At 36.8% G+C, this 16,991-nt stretch carries 18 protein-coding genes; 8 read left to right on the plus strand and 10 right to left on the minus strand.

Translation table 11 applies throughout. The annotated features are described in order from the left end of the window. From rdgB to Q0954_RS04910, 3 genes are all read left to right on the plus strand, one after another. Positions 1-579: an RdgB/HAM1 family non-canonical purine NTP pyrophosphatase gene (rdgB, locus tag Q0954_RS04900; protein WP_299454421.1), complete on the plus strand. Its 579-nt coding sequence runs from the start codon at positions 1-3 to the stop codon at positions 577-579. A 93-nt stretch (positions 580-672) separates the two neighbouring features. Further along, positions 673-1,302: a uridine kinase gene (locus Q0954_RS04905; protein WP_299454517.1), complete on the plus strand. Its 630-nt coding sequence runs from the start codon at positions 673-675 to the stop codon at positions 1,300-1,302. Beyond that, positions 1,295-1,984 (plus strand): TrkA family potassium uptake protein, encoded by a 690-nt coding sequence (locus Q0954_RS04910; protein ID WP_002699133.1) that lies wholly within the window; start codon positions 1,295-1,297, stop codon positions 1,982-1,984. The genes Q0954_RS04905 and Q0954_RS04910 overlap by 8 nt, the downstream gene beginning before the upstream one ends. An 82-nt stretch (positions 1,985-2,066) precedes the next feature. On the opposite strand, the gene Q0954_RS04915 is transcribed toward Q0954_RS04910, so the two are convergent. The 4 genes from Q0954_RS04915 to Q0954_RS04930 form a co-directional block, all read right to left on the minus strand. After that, complete coding sequence (locus Q0954_RS04915; protein ID WP_299454424.1) at positions 2,067-2,390, minus strand: DNA-directed RNA polymerase subunit omega; 324 nt, start codon at positions 2,388-2,390, stop codon at positions 2,067-2,069. A 19-nt stretch (positions 2,391-2,409) separates the two neighbouring features. Next, positions 2,410-3,225, minus strand: coding sequence for an outer membrane protein assembly factor BamD (bamD, locus tag Q0954_RS04920; RefSeq protein ID WP_299454427.1), 816 nt, complete (start codon positions 3,223-3,225; stop codon positions 2,410-2,412). Between the two features lie 37 nt (positions 3,226-3,262). Then, the gene (locus Q0954_RS04925; protein ID WP_299454428.1) at positions 3,263-3,772 is read right to left on the minus strand and encodes a hypothetical protein; all 510 of its coding nucleotides are present in this window, start codon (positions 3,770-3,772) and stop codon (positions 3,263-3,265) included. 115 nt (positions 3,773-3,887) lie between these two features. Further along, a complete protein-coding gene (locus tag Q0954_RS04930) occupies positions 3,888-5,492 on the minus strand; it encodes an OstA-like protein (RefSeq protein WP_299454429.1) in 1,605 nt (534 codons plus the stop codon). A gap of 195 nt (positions 5,493-5,687) precedes the next feature. On the opposite strand from Q0954_RS04930, the gene tilS reads away from it, so the two are divergent. From tilS to Q0954_RS04950, 4 genes are all read left to right on the plus strand, one after another. Beyond that, entirely contained in the window at positions 5,688-7,043 is a 1,356-nt protein-coding gene (tilS, locus tag Q0954_RS04935) for a tRNA lysidine(34) synthetase TilS (RefSeq protein ID WP_299454431.1), read from the plus strand. Between the two features lie 113 nt (positions 7,044-7,156). Beyond that, positions 7,157-7,690, plus strand: coding sequence for a cyclic nucleotide-binding domain-containing protein (locus Q0954_RS04940; RefSeq protein ID WP_299454433.1), 534 nt, complete (start codon positions 7,157-7,159; stop codon positions 7,688-7,690). 129 nt (positions 7,691-7,819) lie between these two features. After that, entirely contained in the window at positions 7,820-8,311 is a 492-nt protein-coding gene (locus Q0954_RS04945) for a hypothetical protein (RefSeq protein WP_299454435.1), read from the plus strand. Between the two features lie 11 nt (positions 8,312-8,322). Next, complete coding sequence (locus tag Q0954_RS04950; RefSeq protein WP_299454437.1) at positions 8,323-8,808, plus strand: hypothetical protein; 486 nt, start codon at positions 8,323-8,325, stop codon at positions 8,806-8,808. Positions 8,809-8,813: 5 nt separating this feature from the next. Here Q0954_RS04950 and Q0954_RS04955 read toward each other — a convergent pair whose 3' ends face one another. The 6 genes from Q0954_RS04955 to Q0954_RS04980 form a co-directional block, all read right to left on the minus strand. Beyond that, complete coding sequence (locus Q0954_RS04955; RefSeq protein WP_299454438.1) at positions 8,814-9,455, minus strand: ATP-binding cassette domain-containing protein; 642 nt, start codon at positions 9,453-9,455, stop codon at positions 8,814-8,816. 82 nt (positions 9,456-9,537) lie between these two features. Beyond that, positions 9,538-11,199, minus strand: a complete 1,662-nt coding sequence (locus Q0954_RS04960; RefSeq protein WP_299454440.1) for a DUF4836 family protein — start codon at positions 11,197-11,199, stop codon at positions 9,538-9,540. A 101-nt stretch (positions 11,200-11,300) separates the two neighbouring features. Beyond that, positions 11,301-12,854, minus strand: a complete 1,554-nt coding sequence (locus Q0954_RS04965) for a hypothetical protein (protein ID WP_299454442.1) — start codon at positions 12,852-12,854, stop codon at positions 11,301-11,303. Between the two features lie 402 nt (positions 12,855-13,256). Next, positions 13,257-14,462 carry a proline dehydrogenase family protein gene (locus Q0954_RS04970; RefSeq protein ID WP_299454444.1) on the minus strand — a complete coding sequence of 402 codons (1,206 nt, stop codon included), beginning with the start codon at positions 14,460-14,462 and terminating at the stop codon, positions 13,257-13,259. Between the two features lie 232 nt (positions 14,463-14,694). Beyond that, on the minus strand, positions 14,695-15,192 hold the full coding sequence (locus Q0954_RS04975; protein WP_299454447.1) for a GNAT family N-acetyltransferase: 498 nt from the start codon (positions 15,190-15,192) through the stop codon (positions 14,695-14,697). A 172-nt stretch (positions 15,193-15,364) separates the two neighbouring features. Further along, on the minus strand, positions 15,365-15,862 hold the full coding sequence (locus tag Q0954_RS04980) for a GNAT family N-acetyltransferase (RefSeq protein WP_299454449.1): 498 nt from the start codon (positions 15,860-15,862) through the stop codon (positions 15,365-15,367). Positions 15,863-16,182: 320 nt separating this feature from the next. Between Q0954_RS04980 and Q0954_RS04985 the strand changes: the two genes are divergently transcribed. Beyond that, positions 16,183-16,977: a formate/nitrite transporter family protein gene (locus Q0954_RS04985; RefSeq protein ID WP_299454452.1), complete on the plus strand. Its 795-nt coding sequence runs from the start codon at positions 16,183-16,185 to the stop codon at positions 16,975-16,977. The last annotated feature ends 14 nt before the right edge of the window (positions 16,978-16,991 follow it).

Below are 16,991 nucleotides of genomic sequence, written 5' to 3' on the forward strand. Positions count from 1 at the left end.
ATGAAACTTTGCTTTGCTACCCGTAATACCAATAAAATAAAAGAAGTAAAAGCCAAACTGGGAGCCTCTTTTGAGGTTATCAGTCTTGATGACATTCAATGCAATGACGAATTGCCCGAAACTACTGGAACCATTGAAGGTAATTCTGCTCAAAAAGCCCAATACATATGGGATCATTTTCAGGTCAATTGTTTTGCCGATGATACAGGACTTGAAGTAGAAGTACTGGAGGGAGCACCAGGAGTAGACTCGGCCATGTATGCGGGTAAGCACGGCGATAGCAAGGCCAATATTGCGTTATTGCTCAAAAACCTACAAGGTAATGCCCATCGGAAAGCACAGTTTAAGACTGTTATTACGCTAGTAGTCAATGGTGTACAGCATCAGTTTGAGGGAATTGCAGCTGGCACTATATTACCTGACACCAGAGGTAGTGAAGGCTTTGGGTATGACCCGGTTTTTTTACCTGAAGGCTGTACACAAACATTTGCCGAAATGTCGCTTGAACAAAAAAACGATATTAGTCACAGGAGTAAAGCTTTTGTGAAGTTGGTAGATTTCTTACAAGATAAAATCTAATTCATTATCAATATTACATTTTATTATGGTTTAAACTGTTTCATGAAAATGAACTGTAATAATCTTTATTAAATACTTTACTTTTGTTGAATGATGGCTAACAAACCTTTTATTGTAGGAGTTACTGGAGGGAGTGGTGCTGGTAAAACCTTTATTCTCAATAAATTATTAGAAAATTTCAGTACCGAAGATGTTTGTTTGGTATCGCAAGATCACTACTATCATAATCGCGATTTACAACCAAAAGATGCCAATGGTATCAGTAATTTTGACACGCCAGAGTCTATAGACCTGGAACAATACCTTTTAGATATTCAACGTTTGGCAGCAGGCAAAACTGTATACAAGCAAGAATATACTTATAATAATCCTGATGTTACTCCAAAAATGCTGGAATTTAAGCCAGCTCCTATTATATTAGTCGAAGGTATTTTCATTTTTTATCATAAACCTTTAAATCGCGTCATTGATTTAAAAGTATTTATTGATGTAGAAGATCATATCAGGCTTAAACGCCGAATTATTCGTGATAATGAAGAACGTGGCTACGGGTTAGACGATGTGTTGTACAGGTATGAAAACCACGTAATTCCCACTTATAAAAAATACATATTGCCATATAAATACGACGCTGACATCATTATACCCAATGGTAAACGCGTTGAAAATGGTTTGGATGTTTTGATTACCTTTCTAAAAAGTAAGATATATCATTATGAATAAATTTGCTGTAGTAGGTATGGGGCAATTTGGTATAGCCATTGCCCAATCACTGGCAAGCCGGGGCGCTGAGGTTTTGGCGATTGACAATAAAACCGAGCGAGTTGAGTATATTAAAGACGAGGTAGCACATGCTGTAGCACTGGATGCTACTGATCTTAAAGCACTTCAGGCACAGAATATTCAAGATGTTGATGCCGTAATTGTAGCAATTGGCGAAGATTTCGAGTCATTACTTATGAGTACTGTACAATTAATGGAGCTTGAAATAACCCGCATTATAGCCCGTGCTGCCAATGCTCAGCAACGTATGATTTTACAAAAACTTGGAATCAAAGAGATCCTCTCGCCAGAAGAAGAAGTAGGGAAAAATCTGGCTGAAACTTTGCTTAATCCCAGCATTCGCTCATTTTTGCCTTTGCCTGATGGATACAAGATTGTAGAAGTAAACACACCCAAGAGAGTCACTGGACGCTCTATTGCTGACATAGGGCTACGTAAAAAGTACAACCTGAACCTAATTACCATCAAAAGAATGTTTGATGAGGTACAAGATGGCAAAAAAGTAAAGCAAGAACATATTATTGGGGTGCCTCGTGCCGATACTCTTTTGTATGAAGAAGATATTATTCTCTTATTAGGCAAAGCAAAAGATGTGGAAAGGTTTATTCAATTAAACCAATAAAAGAATTTCTCTTGGTGGCTATAAAGCCAAAAAAGCCATATCGCAATGATATGGCTTTTTTGGTATAGTACTATTTTGACAATTAATCTTCTACATTTTTATAGCGAAAAGCTACTTTGTTTTCCAAAAACTCCTCAGTAGCTATAGTCGCTGGTTTTGGCAAACGTTCGTAATAACGCGAAATTTCAATTTGTTCACGATTTTCAAAAATCTCTTCCAGATTATCTACTGTTGAAGCAAAATCAGCTAATTTGCTGTTTAGCTCTTCTTTCATATCAATTGAAATCTGACGTGCACGGCGGGAAACAACGGCAACCGATTCATAAATATTACCAGTAGGTTCTGCCAGTTCTATCAAGTTCCGCGTGATCAACGTAGGTGTTGACGCAGAATATTTACTTTTCATGTTGAGTATCACGATCTTCTTAGCTTTTTGTTGTTTGCTTAAATTTACTTAATGCTTTGATGCTTGAAGAATACAACCTTTCTGCAGACTTTGAATATCCACTGCCAGGGTAAGCATCTATAAATTCGGTATAGTACTTTATTACGCCTTGAAACCTTTCTTGTTGCCTTCTAAGCGTGCTAACTTGGGCAAATTCATATTGAGACAAAATTTTCAGGTAGGCTACTTCTTCATTGTAGTTCGAATCAGGAAAGTCTTTCTGAAAATTTGTAAACGTAATCACTGCCGCTCTGTAGTTTCTAATTCGATAATAGAGTTTAGCGTTTTCATAGGCTTTTTTCTCAAGTTTCTTACGTAGCTCGCTAATAATTCGTGAACATTCTTCTCTATATTTAGATTGAGGAAAACGGTTCAGAAAGTTTTGAGACGCTACAATCGCCTGATCAGTGTTAGATTGATCAAGATAAGCTTCAGGAGAGTCTTTATACAACGAAAAAGCATACATATACATGGCTTCTTCTACATATTTACTCGCCCCAAAGTTGGTATAAAAACGCTTGAAGTAGTAGGCTGCCAGTTGACGCTGACGCTGATAATAATGGCAGTAGGCATAATATAGATTAGCTATTTCTGAACGTTTTTGCCCTTTTAACAAGGGAATGAGTTCTTCTAATAGTAAACCAGCCCGATAGAAGTCTTTCTTCTCATAGTAAGAAATAGCACCATTGTACTTCTCTTCTACGCTTCCTTTCTTCAACAGTCTTTGGAATCTACTACATGAGGAGAATAGCATGACTATACCTAGGCATGCTATCAATAATTTTTTGTTCCACATTTTACAAAATTATGTAATAAGCAAGAAAATAACAATTTTAATGTTTGATAGTGAGTCTTTTGCCTTTCATTGCTTTCTTACCGATGTAGAGGATATAAAAATATACCCCGTTACGGAGATAATTGGTAGGTATTTTAAATTGAGTGTAATCACTTGTTGCCGGCAAGTGAAATTCTTTGATGTTTTTTCCTAATACGTTCTTCAATAATATTTTAGCGTTATTTACGCTTGCCTTGTATTTTACCATAGTAAAAGAGTCGGCAGGGCTTGGGTAAGCCTCGTGTATTGAAATATTTTTGTCTTCAAATAACAGTTTGCCTTCCTGCGCTATTTGAATCTGTTTATTTAATTTGACCTCAACAAATCGGTTATTATGCGCCATTGTCTGCACTTTTTCCTTAAGTTTTACAGGGTATGGTTTTATGATTGTATCAATTTTGTTTTGATTTTGTGTAGAGTTTATAAAATGTAAACTACTTAATGCATATAATTGGCTACTACCTATTGTTAATAATACACATAAAAATAATCGTAAAGTTTTTTCCATATCGCTGCTCTGTTAATTTGGTTGTCGAAACTTTGTTAGGTACTCATTCTTATGTACCAAATTTTCTGTTGAATGTTTCAACAAATTAACTAAATTTAATAAATTTTACAACTTGCTACAGTTTTTTGTCTCTTTGCCTGAGCATGTCTATTTTTTTTGGTCGTTCGTTTATCCTCCACAAAAACCCTTTGAGTCTTTTATCTGGCTCAGCCAATTCGTGGGGTGGGATGAACTTCCCGTCTGGTTTACTTTTAAAAGTAATGGTTTTCACCTTGTTCTTTTCTTTAAATCTGATGTCTATGTCACTGCATATCACCCGATTCATTCCAGTAAGCAACGTGTCGCCTTCCAAGGCAAAGAAGATACTTTCCCCATTACCCCTTACGTCTACCCGTCTTATTTCACTTTTTTCAAAGAAAGCCTTCATATTGCGTCCTTTGAGTTGGTTAAAGTTGTTGAGTGTATCTTGTTGAATCACAAATGCATTGGTTCTCAACAGCATTCTATGGATTTTGTTATTTGCCATCAACACTCTAATAGAGTCGCCAGATAGTTGGCTTTTTCTATCCCATAGTACAGGATCATTGTACATATAAATAGACGAATCACCAAAGTTATACACCAACGAGTCGCACTTACCCTGAAGCTCTTTTCGAAAAATTTTAGTGTTATGATATGCTTTTAATATCTTCACACTATCTTCTCTATTTTCTTTTTTGGTTCGAATAGAGATCAATGTATCTGCAACTAAATACAAGGTGTCTTTGTTTGATATACTTCTCATCAAAGCTGCACCATATACCTTACTAATTCCTTTTTTGCCCCAAAAACGCCCAATGTCTCCATCTATAATCAAACTGTCTTTTTTAGACGTAAGTCGCGCATTGCCTTTAGCAAACCCTATACGATTGGTATTGTCATAAAACAATGAGTCGCCCTGTAATATATACTCTTCGGTTTCGGCTTTGGGTCTTGCATTGCCTTTGGTTCTAAAGTGAGAGACTTTTGTTTTGGTATTGTACTCTCCCTCATTGGCATAAACAGTTCCATCTTTACTTAAAATCTTGGTTTTACCTCTAAAATAAGCCATTTTAGAAACCATATTGTATTGAATATTGTCTGAAAATATCTCCTGCTTATCTTTTTTACTGACCAAATGTACGTCATTTTTAAAAAACGCCACCTTACTATTGGTATCATAAGTACCTTCTTTGCTGGTGAGTATATTTTCACTATCTACAATTTTGCCTCCTGTGTAATAATGTGCCACCTGACTCACTACATCATAGTCGAGCACTTCTGTAGTCAAAGTGCCTTTTTTATCTACCAACACTACATTACCACTGGCGTTTGCCACTTTTTTGTTCCCATCATAAAACATTGTTCTACTGTTAACTGTGGTACCGTCTGAACCCAACATGCGGGCGTTACCTATGGCTTGTACTGTGTTTTTGGTAATGTTCTGTATAGCAGAGTCACAATAGAGGGTGTTACCCTTATGTCTGATCACTACTTTATCTTTTAAAATTCGAAACTCTTGCCCTCCTTCGGTTTTTCCCTTCAGCCATTTGGCATTGATAATCTCCAAGGGCTCTTCTTTTTCTGTGGTGCTACTTGTATTTCCTTTTTTTTTAGTTGTATCATTTTTAGCAGGGATTGGTTGCGCTTTTTTTGGCGTCACCTTTGGGTCTTGCGCCCACCCTAATTGAATGCTCAACATACACAGGAAAAATGAATAAAAAATTAATGCAAAAAACCTTTGAGTCTTCAATACTTGTTTGTTTTTTTAATCAATAAAAATTTAACTACTATACTTGTGACTGCATCACATAGACACTTCCTTTTTGTTGAGTGTTGCTTTAGCTCCAAAATTTTAAAATTCCTGCAAAAATAAGGAAAAATATAAGGATATGGAATGTTTAATAAATTGATAACTTACATTACACACAAAAAAATATTCAACCCTCAGGACAATATCTTGCTTGCTGTAAGTGGTGGCATAGACTCTGTTGTTTTAACTGACCTTTTTGCCCAAATAAAATCTCATAGCCAGAAGGTAGCAATTGCCCATTGTAACTTTCAATTACGAGGTATTGCCTCTGAAGAAGATGAAGAATTTGTAAAACACCTTGCCCAACACTATGGCATTCCTTACTTTGTCACACGATTTGACACCTATACGTTGGCTCAAGCCCAAAAAGGCTCAATTCAAATGATTGCCCGTAACTTACGCTATGCCTGGTTTGAGCAATTAAGAACAAAAGAGGGGTATCATTACTTGGCCACTGCTCACCACCAAAATGATATGGTAGAGACAGTATTGCTTAATTTGGTTCGAGGTACAGGTATTGCCGGGCTACACGGAATCAAAGCAAAACAAGGACATATCATCCGCCCTATGCTATTTGCTTCGCGCGAAGAGATAGAAGTGTATGCTCAGGAAAAAGGGCTCAAATGGCGCGAAGATGCGTCAAATCAAGACAATAAGTATTACCGTAATCGTTTACGCAATGAGGTGATTCCAGTACTAAAAACAATGAATCCCAACTTGGAAAAAACCCTTAAGCAATCGATAGAAAAGATAAGTGCTGTTGAACGTTTTTTCGAAGCAGAGACGCAACGTATCGAAAAAATACTCACGACAAGCACTACAGAAGCTGTTTTTTTAGACTTGAAAAAACTGGAACCTATAGACGAAAAGTTAATTATACTCTATCACATTCTTAAAAAGTTTGGTTTTTCATACATCCAAACCCAAGACATTTTGGCAGGCATTGCGGGAGAATCAGGTAAACAATTTTTATCTCCAACCTATGTATTAGTCAAAGATCGAAATAAATTAGTGATTACGCCGGCGAAGGTTGAAAAAATTGCTGAAAAACTGCTCTTGACTTCACTTCAACAAAATTCAAAACAATTGTATGCACCACTGCAACTACAGCTAGAGCGTAAAACTGTCACCACTCACTTTAGAATACCCAAAAACCCTTGCATCGCCTGTTTGGATTGGGACAAGCTTAAACTTCCGCTTAAAATAAGACCTTGGCAACAAGGAGACTGGTTTAAACCCCTGGGAATGAATCAACGCAAAAAGCTGAGTGATTTTTTAATTGATCAGAAAGTTCCTGTTAACTTAAAACAAAAGGTGATGGTGGTAATATCAGACCAGGATATTGTGTGGGTAGTAGGTTACAGACTAGACAACCGTTACAAATTAACCAAAGATACAAAAGAAATATTATTAATATCATTGCCTACCTCAACCCAGTAAAACTAAAGGATAATGGTGTCAATACTTGTTCCTTGTCTGAACTTTGTGCATTCAGTTTTGTTCATGCTTTTAAATTCGAAAAACAGAGCCGCTGGTTCTTTTAAATATACATTATGATTAAGCCATTTAGTAAAAGTTATACAAAGGAGCAATTAGAGTTATTCGAGTTTTTGTTGAAAAATAAATTATTTTCTGAGCTTACCTTGAAAGAGTTGTCAGAGTTTTTACCACATTTATATCTGCGTACTTATCAGCAAAATGAGGTAATTTTTTTTAGAAATGACCCAAGCCAGGCACTCTATCTGATAAAAACAGGCATGGTAGCCCTTAAAATAGATGTCAATGACTCATTTGAAACTTTTGCCCACATTCACCCTACAGCATCGGTAGGTAACAACGCTTTGCTTAATAAAACCAAAAGGGTATACAATGCCATTGTTGAATCTGAATCAGCTCAATTATATGTAATTCCTCAGGTAAATATTTTAAGTATTTTTGACAGTAATGTCAAAATCAGGGCAAAACTATATGCTTCACTTGCCGAAATTTATAATAGCAACACTACAAATCTCATGAAGGCATATCAAGCTACTTCGGGCTTTTTTGATTTAGAACAAATGTATAAAAACCTGGAACATGGAGGGTAACGCTGAGTAATAGCTGTTGTAAAGACAATGTATGAGACACATTTTCTCAAAATAGTGTAAGTAAATGCTTTTTTCAACTACTCATTGTTTACAAGTGTTCAAGCATTTACACCAAATTTATCATAAACTATGTATAAACTTACCCCTATTTCGGCAACAGGTAGTTATGTATGCACTCAAAGTGGTGAGCAAACTTTTGTGCTTAAACAAAACCGTTGGACAATGGGTAAAGCCCAGATTACTTGTGCTACCCAAGATGAGTTAGTGATTAAAAAAAAGAGTGCCTTGTCAAGTGTACATCTTATTCTCAAAAATGGCTTTGAAATAGGAAAGATTACCTTTGACTGGAAAATGACTGCCACTATTCGTGTATACCACCCCAATACCTTGTTTATTCTCAGAAAAAAGGGTATAATCAAGCCATATTTCGAATTAATTTGCACCAACCCCAAAATGTCGGTGCTGGCGTTTAAAGGTTGTATGCACTGGCGTAAACTCTCTTATGGGTATAATGTTGAGCTATTGACTTCAGATGATGACTGGTTTGATATGCAAGAGCTGGTCATGTTTGCCGTGTATGCTATCAATAGACGTACAGCTATGTCGGGCAATGGTGGTTAAATCAATATCAAATGATAGGTATAGACATAGGCAGGGTAATTATTAGTGGTGACACTGATGTTCCTGACCAGTTTTTCAGCCCTGATTATCTCAAAGTTCCACAAATTACAGGGGCATTTGAGGCCATCAAACAGATTGTGATGAATTATAAAGCCGAAAATGTGCACCTCATATCAAAATGTGGACAAGTAACCCAGGTACGTACTTTACAGTGGTTGCAGCACTACGGTTTTTTTCAGAACACAGGCTTCACGCAAAGCAATATTTGGTTTTGTGAGGAGCGACACCAAAAACATGCCCTTGCCTTACAAAACAACATTCGGATTTTTATTGATGACCGCTACAGTGTACTAAAACACCTGACTAGTTTAGATCGGCTTTATTTATTTCAGCCGTCAGCACCAGAGCGTGCCGCTTTTGAAGCAGAAACCCAAAAAGATAAGTTTTTTATTGTAAGTGGGTGGAACGAAATCTTAGATAGCATTCTATCGCTTTAAGTACATTACAACAAGCGTTTTTCGTCAAACGCTAAAAAATAAGGATACCCAAGCGAAGTCATGACTAATGATGCATTATTTTGTGAGCATTTTTCGTCCATTAGTTGACAAGCTTTTTTAATATTTTCTTCGTCGAGGTGGCTAAAGGGTTCGTCTAACAATAAGAACTGAAACGGTTGGATCAAAGCCCGGATAATAGCCACACGTTGCCGTTCACCGTAAGATAATAATGCTGCTTGTTTATCGAGCACATGAGTCACCCCTAACAACGCTGCCATGCGTTCTATTTCTTGGGTGGCATCTTCTTTATACAACACTGATTTTACCTGGATATTTTCGCGCCCGGTAAGGTTCATAAACAATCGCAGGTCTTGAAAAACCAGCGACATCTTCTGTTGTCGCATTGTCGCCCACTCTTTGGCCTTAATTTTTGGAATAGGCACCCCATCAATAGACACATTCCCTGTATAGTCGTGGCGAATGCCATACAGTATATGAATAAAAGTTGACTTGCCTTTGCCCGAAGGTGCATACACTTGATAGCATTTGCCTTGCTCGAAGCTCATCGTTGTATCCCAAATTTCAGACTTACCATCCAGCAACCCCGACAAGGGAGCAGGCACTACTTGATTAAGAGTGATTTTCATTGTAATGATATGATAAAGGATTGCACAAAAAAATCAATGATTGTAAGGAGTAGCAACCCTTTACAATCATTGATTTCAAAAACTATCGTGCAGATAAAAACCCAGGTACTTCAGAGAGGTTCATTTTACGAATCATTTCTACTAATGAACGTAGAGAATTTTGGTCTTTGTTAGTAAACTCTATGATTACCTTGGTGTGTGAGATATTCTTCTTGGCAGGAGATGTTTTAATAGAAAAAGACTCTATTGGAGTATCTAGTTTTTTCAATGAAGGGCCTAAACCAAAAGGTACCAAATCCAGGTTTTCTTCGGGTAGTTTTTTAAGAATTTTTGGGGTCAAGTCGGCATACATCGAGAAGGCACTGCTCCTCCCCAGGTCTACAAAGCTTTTATCTAACCTTGCTCCTTTGTTTTCCATGACTGCATCTTTGATAGTTTTGGTCAATGAACCAAACAACATTTTATCTTTTACAAACAAGTAATGGGTATTATCAGCAATTTTAAAAGTATATATATCACCTTTTTTATCTAAATACTTATCAGCCACCAGCTTACCCAACAGTTTGTCCATCGACTCTACATTATTAATGTCTGCTCCTAACAAAAACTTATAATTGGTTTTGGCAATCGTGCGCGATTCCAGGTTACCGTCTTTGTCTACAGTTTGCTCAGTTATATCTTGCTTTTTTATATCTATCAATGCAGCCATTAAGTCACCGCTTAGCATGTCAAACAACTGATCAGCGTCTAATCCCGTTTCCTTCCTCAAAAATGCGCTTACTCTTTTAGTTAAACCAAAGTTGTCTAATATACTTTTAAACCCTTGTATGTGTAACCCTAACCCAAGCAAAACCATGGGTTTTTTAGCGGGCACATGCGACAATAATTTATTGTCTATTTCATTTTTGAATAAACCTTTGTATTGGCTGAGCGCTTCGGTCATATGCCACTTTATATCAGCCACTGCTCTTCCTTTTTCAAACTTGGTAATGCCTATAATGTAGTTTTCTTTGAAGTTGACTCCGGCAAAAGTAAGGTAGTTGTAATAAAATTTGAGGGTGGGATTTCTCTTAAGTTGTTCTACAGTATTGCCCCAGTTGAGCCAGGCAGCTGCATCATAGTCTTGCTTTTCTATCTCTTCAAAATACTTGTTGTTTGCCAGTAATGATTCGCTTTCGGGCTGATCACGTAGTTTGAGCAATTGATCTACCCATACTTTTTCGGTTTTTGGGGCATTGGCGGCCAAGGTTATCACAGCACGGTTTGCCCAACCTACTATTACTTTTCCATCGATGATCGTGTATTTTACACCTTCTGATGACTTTATTTTGAGGGGTTTTTCTTTGCGGTATTTTCTCAAAAAAGAATCGAATTTGCTTTCGTCTTGTAACATGAAAGTAAATCCCACATAATTTTCTTTCTCTTTGCCTTTTTTAGGGTTCCATTTTGCAAAAATATACGCTTTACTATTAAAATCTAATCCTGAGTTTTGAATACGCTTGGAGTCTTTATCCAACAAATCGGTAAAGCTTACCATTTTGGCTGTCATCTTCTTAAGATTCATACAAACCACTGCGGAGGCATCTTTGGGAATAAATTTGTTGTTTTTAGGGGGTTTACCACAACTGCTTAGCACCAAAGTCATCATGACAGCTGCAAGGAGTGAATGTAGGTTTTTTGATTGATAAGTGTTTGTTGAGTTTTGCAAATAACGAAGACTATTTGAGCCATTCAGGATTCTCATAGTGTTGTAAATTTTAAAGTGCAAACTTGATGTCTACAAGTATATGTATTATTTTAATTTTTAAGAAATTTTCAACTCGATTTAGTCTTCGTATGCTTCATTTATTTTCCTTTGCGTGCACTCTTTAGCAAGTCTTTTTTAAATGCATTAAACAAAACTACCAATGCGTTCTCACTTTTGTTCTTAAAATTGATGACGCATTTGCCCTGAATAGTTTTTTTGTCTTCGTTGGTAAAGTACATCCTGATATTATTGATGGCAGGAAACTTAAGATCCCTGAGTATTTTCATAAAAGTAGCCGACTGCCCAAGCTTGCTGGCAAAGTGTGCATTTGTTTGAATAGCACCACTCTTACCCTGCATAAATTGAAGAATTCCACTATTTTGCATGTGTTGATCGTTCAATATACCTGTTCTTAGGCGAGCATTATTGGTAAAATACAGCACTTTGTTTTTTTCAATCATAAACAATTCTTTGTAAAAGGTATAATGTCCTCCATCTTTTTGTACCATACCACTCTGCAAAAAGGTTTTCATCAAACGTTTATACACAGCTTCATTCTCTACTCCTGCTGCTATTACAAAATCAGCTACCGGGCGGGTTTCTTTTTCTATAAAAACCTCCTTGGTATATTCATCTATAATCTTTTTTTCGCGTTCTACCAGGCGTATATCGCTCAAGCCAAACACCAACTCTCCGTTCAGCATATTGGTCAATTCCTGGAAGTTGGTTCCCAGCGATCGTACACTCTTATCTACTCTTGCATATAGTTTTTTATCTTTTAGCAATTGCTTGATCCCTTCCATACTAAAGCTGGTAGCTGCCAACAGCAAAGGGTTGTCTAATGGGATACTATTGACAAGTTTACTTGTAATGGCAGATTTAAATAAATTATTATAGCTCTGTTGGGTACTGTCTCCAGCAAAATAATTTACTTCCATTTCAATTTTACCTTTTTTATAATTGGTAAACACATGGCTATAATTGTCTGTCAGGTCTGCTTTGCTGGTAATTAACTGGATTGTTTTGGTTTTATTCAGTTCAGCCATATTAAGCCACAACCCCATGTCTGATTTGGTTTTCTGAAAAACCTTGAAGTTTTTATTGGCACTGAGCAGCATTTTACGCCCACTCAAGTTGTGTAACCTAAATAGTTCCTCTTTAAGGTTTCGGTTATCTTTCAATTTTACCGAAGTGAGAAATAATAGGTTTTTAGTATTCCAACCCAGTATATTGCCGTTACCCAGCTCCATATATTTCACAGTTTTTTCGACCTGAATACGCGCTGTTTTATCCATTTTCAGAATAAACTCTTCTAATTTTTTGGCGTTATTTAGCGGCAATGCTATGGCAAAATAGCCTTTATTCAAGGCTGTTTTGCCTCCAAATATATAAGGAGTCAAAAAATTGATTCCTGTATTTTTCATTTCTCCAAAGTTGTCTTTGCTTTCATTACCCATCACTTCGCCTAACACTTCATTAATAAAAGCTTTACGACGAGGAATTTTCAAGCCAATTTTTACCATATTGGCTTTGCCTACAAAGGTAGCATTATGAGGAATTACAGTAAGATGGGTAGATTTTGTACAGGCGCTCAGACATACCATTGCCAATAGCAAATAAAACAATGGTGTTTTTATATGTTTTCTATTCATTGTTACTTATATATACAAAATTATTTTTAGGGGATGTCCCTCACGGTTAAGTTATTTGGTCAATGACATCATTGTTTGTAGGGGCTTGATCGGTGCTTCAATCCATTACTCCTTATTTTATATAATAACACATATCGTACGAAACTATTATAAATATGGGTAGTGAACTATTTTTTAACTCTTTTTTATGCAATTTCAAGAGATACCTTGCTATGGATAAAAAGGGAAAAGGCTTTCAGACAACGTTGGACCTGATAGATAGGCAAAGTTACTATTTTGGCAAGTAAAGGTAAGCTTAACTGGGCAAGATTCTACTTTTTTATTTTCAATTCAATCACTATCATGCAAAAAGCCTGGTTGACAACAAGTAATTTGTTGTTAACCAGGCTCAAACATTATTGCTTATTTTGCTTTACGCCTTTTTCGTTCTGCTTGAATTAGCATAAACTCTCGACTACTTTGCCCGGCTACTGAAGTATTTTCGTCTGCACGACGAATCAAGTAAGGCATTACAGATGCTATGGGGCCGTAAGGCACATATTTAGCCACATTGTAACCAGCCTTGGCAAGGTTAAAAGAGATATGATCGCTCATACCAAACAATTGAGAGAAATAAGTATTAGGATCGTCTTTCGCCACACCATATTGATCCATTAGTTGAGTAAGCAGTAAACTACTTTGCTCATTGTGTGTGCCTGCACACAAGGCAATCCGATGACGTTGTTCTACACAAAAAGTAATCCCAGCGTCAAAATCCTTGTCTGACGCAGCTTTATTGGGTTGAATAGGATCAGGGTACCCTTTTTCTTCGGCACGCGCACGCTCTTTCTCCATATAAGCTCCCCGCACAAGCTTGGCTCCCAACCAATAGTTGTTTTGCTCTGCGTCTTTGTAGGCTTGCTTTAAGTTAGCCAACGATGCCACTCTATACATTTGGTAAGTATTGTATATAATGGGCATATCACGATTATACTTTTGCATCATAGTATAAGCGAGCTGGTCTATAGTGTCTTGAATCCAGGTTTCTTCGCCATCTATAAAAATACGCACCTTTTTTTCGTAAGCCTGTTGGCAAACATTATCTATTCTTTGCAGGGCACGTTTCCAGGCTTGCTGTTCGGTTTCAGAAAGTTGATCATTTGCCTGTACTTTTGCCAATAAATCAAAAGAAGCTAATCCGGTGACCTTAAATACACAAAAGGGAATTTTTTCAGGTTGCTGGGCAGCTTTTTCTACAGTGAGGATGGTTTCACGGGCAGTTTGTTCAAAACTTTCCTCGGTTTTTTCTCCTTCTACCGAATAGTCCAGTATTGTCCCTATATTAAATCTGGCAAGGGTGTCAATGGTTTTTTGAGAGTCTTCGATGCTTTGCCCTCCACAAAAGTGGGCAAATACGGTATTTTTGACTGCCCATTTTACTACAGGCAAGCGGAACTTGAATGCCCATTTTACAAATCCAGTACCGGTTTTAACCATCCAGCGACGGTTCATCATAGCAAATAGCCAGTACATCTTACGTAGTTCTTTGTTTGACTTATGAGCAAACGCAACAGAAGTATCTTCAAATGATAATACTTGGCCTTGTTCCTTCGATCGTGTGATTTCCATTGTTAAATGTCTCAAAAGGTTTAAGTATGTAAAGATCAGTCAAATTGCTGACTAAAAGAACGCTTTGTAATATTTTCACGTAAAAAAACCTCTCTTTAATGTCCAAACAATTACTCTACAATATATTATTAACTTATCATAGTATTTTTTTAACTACACTGAACTATCGTTCATAAAATGACAGCTTGAACAAGTTGTTTGCTTTATTTATTTAAACCATTGAAAAAAAGTGTTAACCGTACACCTTCTCCATTTTATGATCCGTCTCTGAGTGGCCATTATCATATTGATGAGTAACAGTATCGCTAATGGTATACCCTGCTTTTTTATAAAAATTAATTGTCTCTTTATTGCCTATATTCACAAATAAGTCTACCTGGTTTGCCCCTTTTTCCTGAGCCACTTTATCTACAAACTCTAAAGCTGCCTTGCCTAGTTTTTTACCTCTAAACTTCTTCAAAACATACAATTTACTTAGGTGAATACGATCACTCAACAATTGTATACCCAAATACCCGGCGACTTGACCATTGAGCCACAACAAATAGTACTGGTAATGTGCTTCATTAATTTGCCTGGCAATGACGTGGGTTGTTTGAAAAGTAGTCAGAAAAAAATCTACATGAGCTGGCGGCACAATACCCTGATATACTTCGGGCATAATCTCTCTGGCCAGCTGTTCTATGGTTTGGTAGTCTGCAGTAGTTTTTGCTTGTTTTAACTCAATCATGATTGCATTTATTTTGAACCTCAACGTCTTTTTGGTGCAAAACAGACCAACAGTAAGTAGCAGAAAGTCCTTAGATACCGATGTATATCGGTGCCACAAGCAAGAACAACTTGCTCATCATAAGTTAGTTACACCTACTTATTGGGTATATTTAATTCTGCCTTAGTACTTATTATACAAGTGTTTTCACCATTTTGTACTCTTTTTCTATGTATCCATCACCATAGTTGTTATCGAGTGTTTCTACAATAGTATAGCCTAATTTTTTGTATACTTCAATGCTACCTGTGTTTTGTATGTGTACAAACAAATCTATGGAATTTAGCCCCTTTTCTCTGGCAATTTGGTCTATAAATCCCAATGCTGTTTTAGCTAGTTTTTTACCTCTAAATTCTTTGAGCACATATATTTTGCTTAAGTGAATATGCTCAGCGTGAAACTCAATGCCCAGATAACCACCTACTTTTCCCTGAAAAGACAATAAATAATAGGCATAGTTTTCTTCATTTACTTGCCTCGTAATGGCTTCAACTGTTTGGTAATTATACAGAAATGACCTGAGGTGGTCAGGCTTCACTATTTCCTTGTATGCTTCAGGCATTACTATATGGGCTATTTGCTCTATTACCTCAAAGTCTTCCTTGGTTTTTGCTTGTTTTAATTCAATCATTGGAACCTGTTTATCAAATGCTTTTTACAAAATCTTTAATTATACCTGGCTTTTCCCAATCATTCTTTACTTTCAGCCAGTTGGTACGTAATTAACGGTGGAATATTTAAGCTCAAAAAACAATATATGCCTATTGTTGCTTATATTCACCAAGTATTTATTACAATAATATTTATACACTTGGTTTTTACTTTACACAGATTATGCGTGAATTTGTAAAATGCCTTATTTTTGTTTTTTAATACAAAGTAGAGCATTCATAATATCATATAATCTATACTGTTTTTTATTAAAGTTTAATCAATAAAACTTCAAAGCTCTTGAAAAAAGGTTATAATCACCCCAAACAAGTAGATGAAATACTCGATCAGCAGATCAATACTGCCATTCATGAGTATCACAGGTCGAACTTCAGGTTGCTCATGTCTGCTTTTTCTGCGGGTTTAGAAGTGGGCTTTAGTGTATTTTTAATAGGCGCTTTATATTCATTGTTTCATGGGGAGGTAAGCGGAGCCACCCTGCATATAATACTGGCTTTTGCCTACCCCATAGGATTCATTTTTGTAGTCATAGGCAGGTCAGAGTTATTTACTGAACATACCACCATGGCTATTTTACCTGTGCTCAATGGTAGTTCTAACCTCAAGAGTTTATTGGTACTTTGGGGCATTATTCTTACTGGCAACCTTACAGGTGGCTTTTTATTTTCAGTGTTATTGGTAGATTTTACTACAGCAATGGACATTATCAAGCCTGAAGCCTTTACTTACCTTGCCGAGCACCTTATCCACTTTCCATGGAATATTATCCTGGTGAGCGCCATATTTGCCGGATGGCTCATGGGTTTGTTGTCTTGGTTGGTGGCTTCGGTAAGTGATTCTATGAGCCGTATTATAGTCGTAATACTAGTAACTGCTACTATTGGCATTGGAGGTTTGCACCACTCTATAGTGGGTTCTATAGAGGTTTTTTCGGGTATGTTGGCCAGTCCAAAAATCACTTTTGCCGATTACCTCTCTTTTGAGATATGCTCGATTGTGGGCAATGCCATTGGCGGGGTTTTCTTTGTCGGGATTGTAAAATATGGGCAAAGAAGTGACAAAATCGAAGAGTAGACAACCTTCCATAT

The sequence above is a fragment of the uncultured Microscilla sp. genome, from assembly GCF_947493425.1.
In the GTDB taxonomy this organism is placed as follows: domain Bacteria; phylum Bacteroidota; class Bacteroidia; order Cytophagales; family Microscillaceae; genus Microscilla.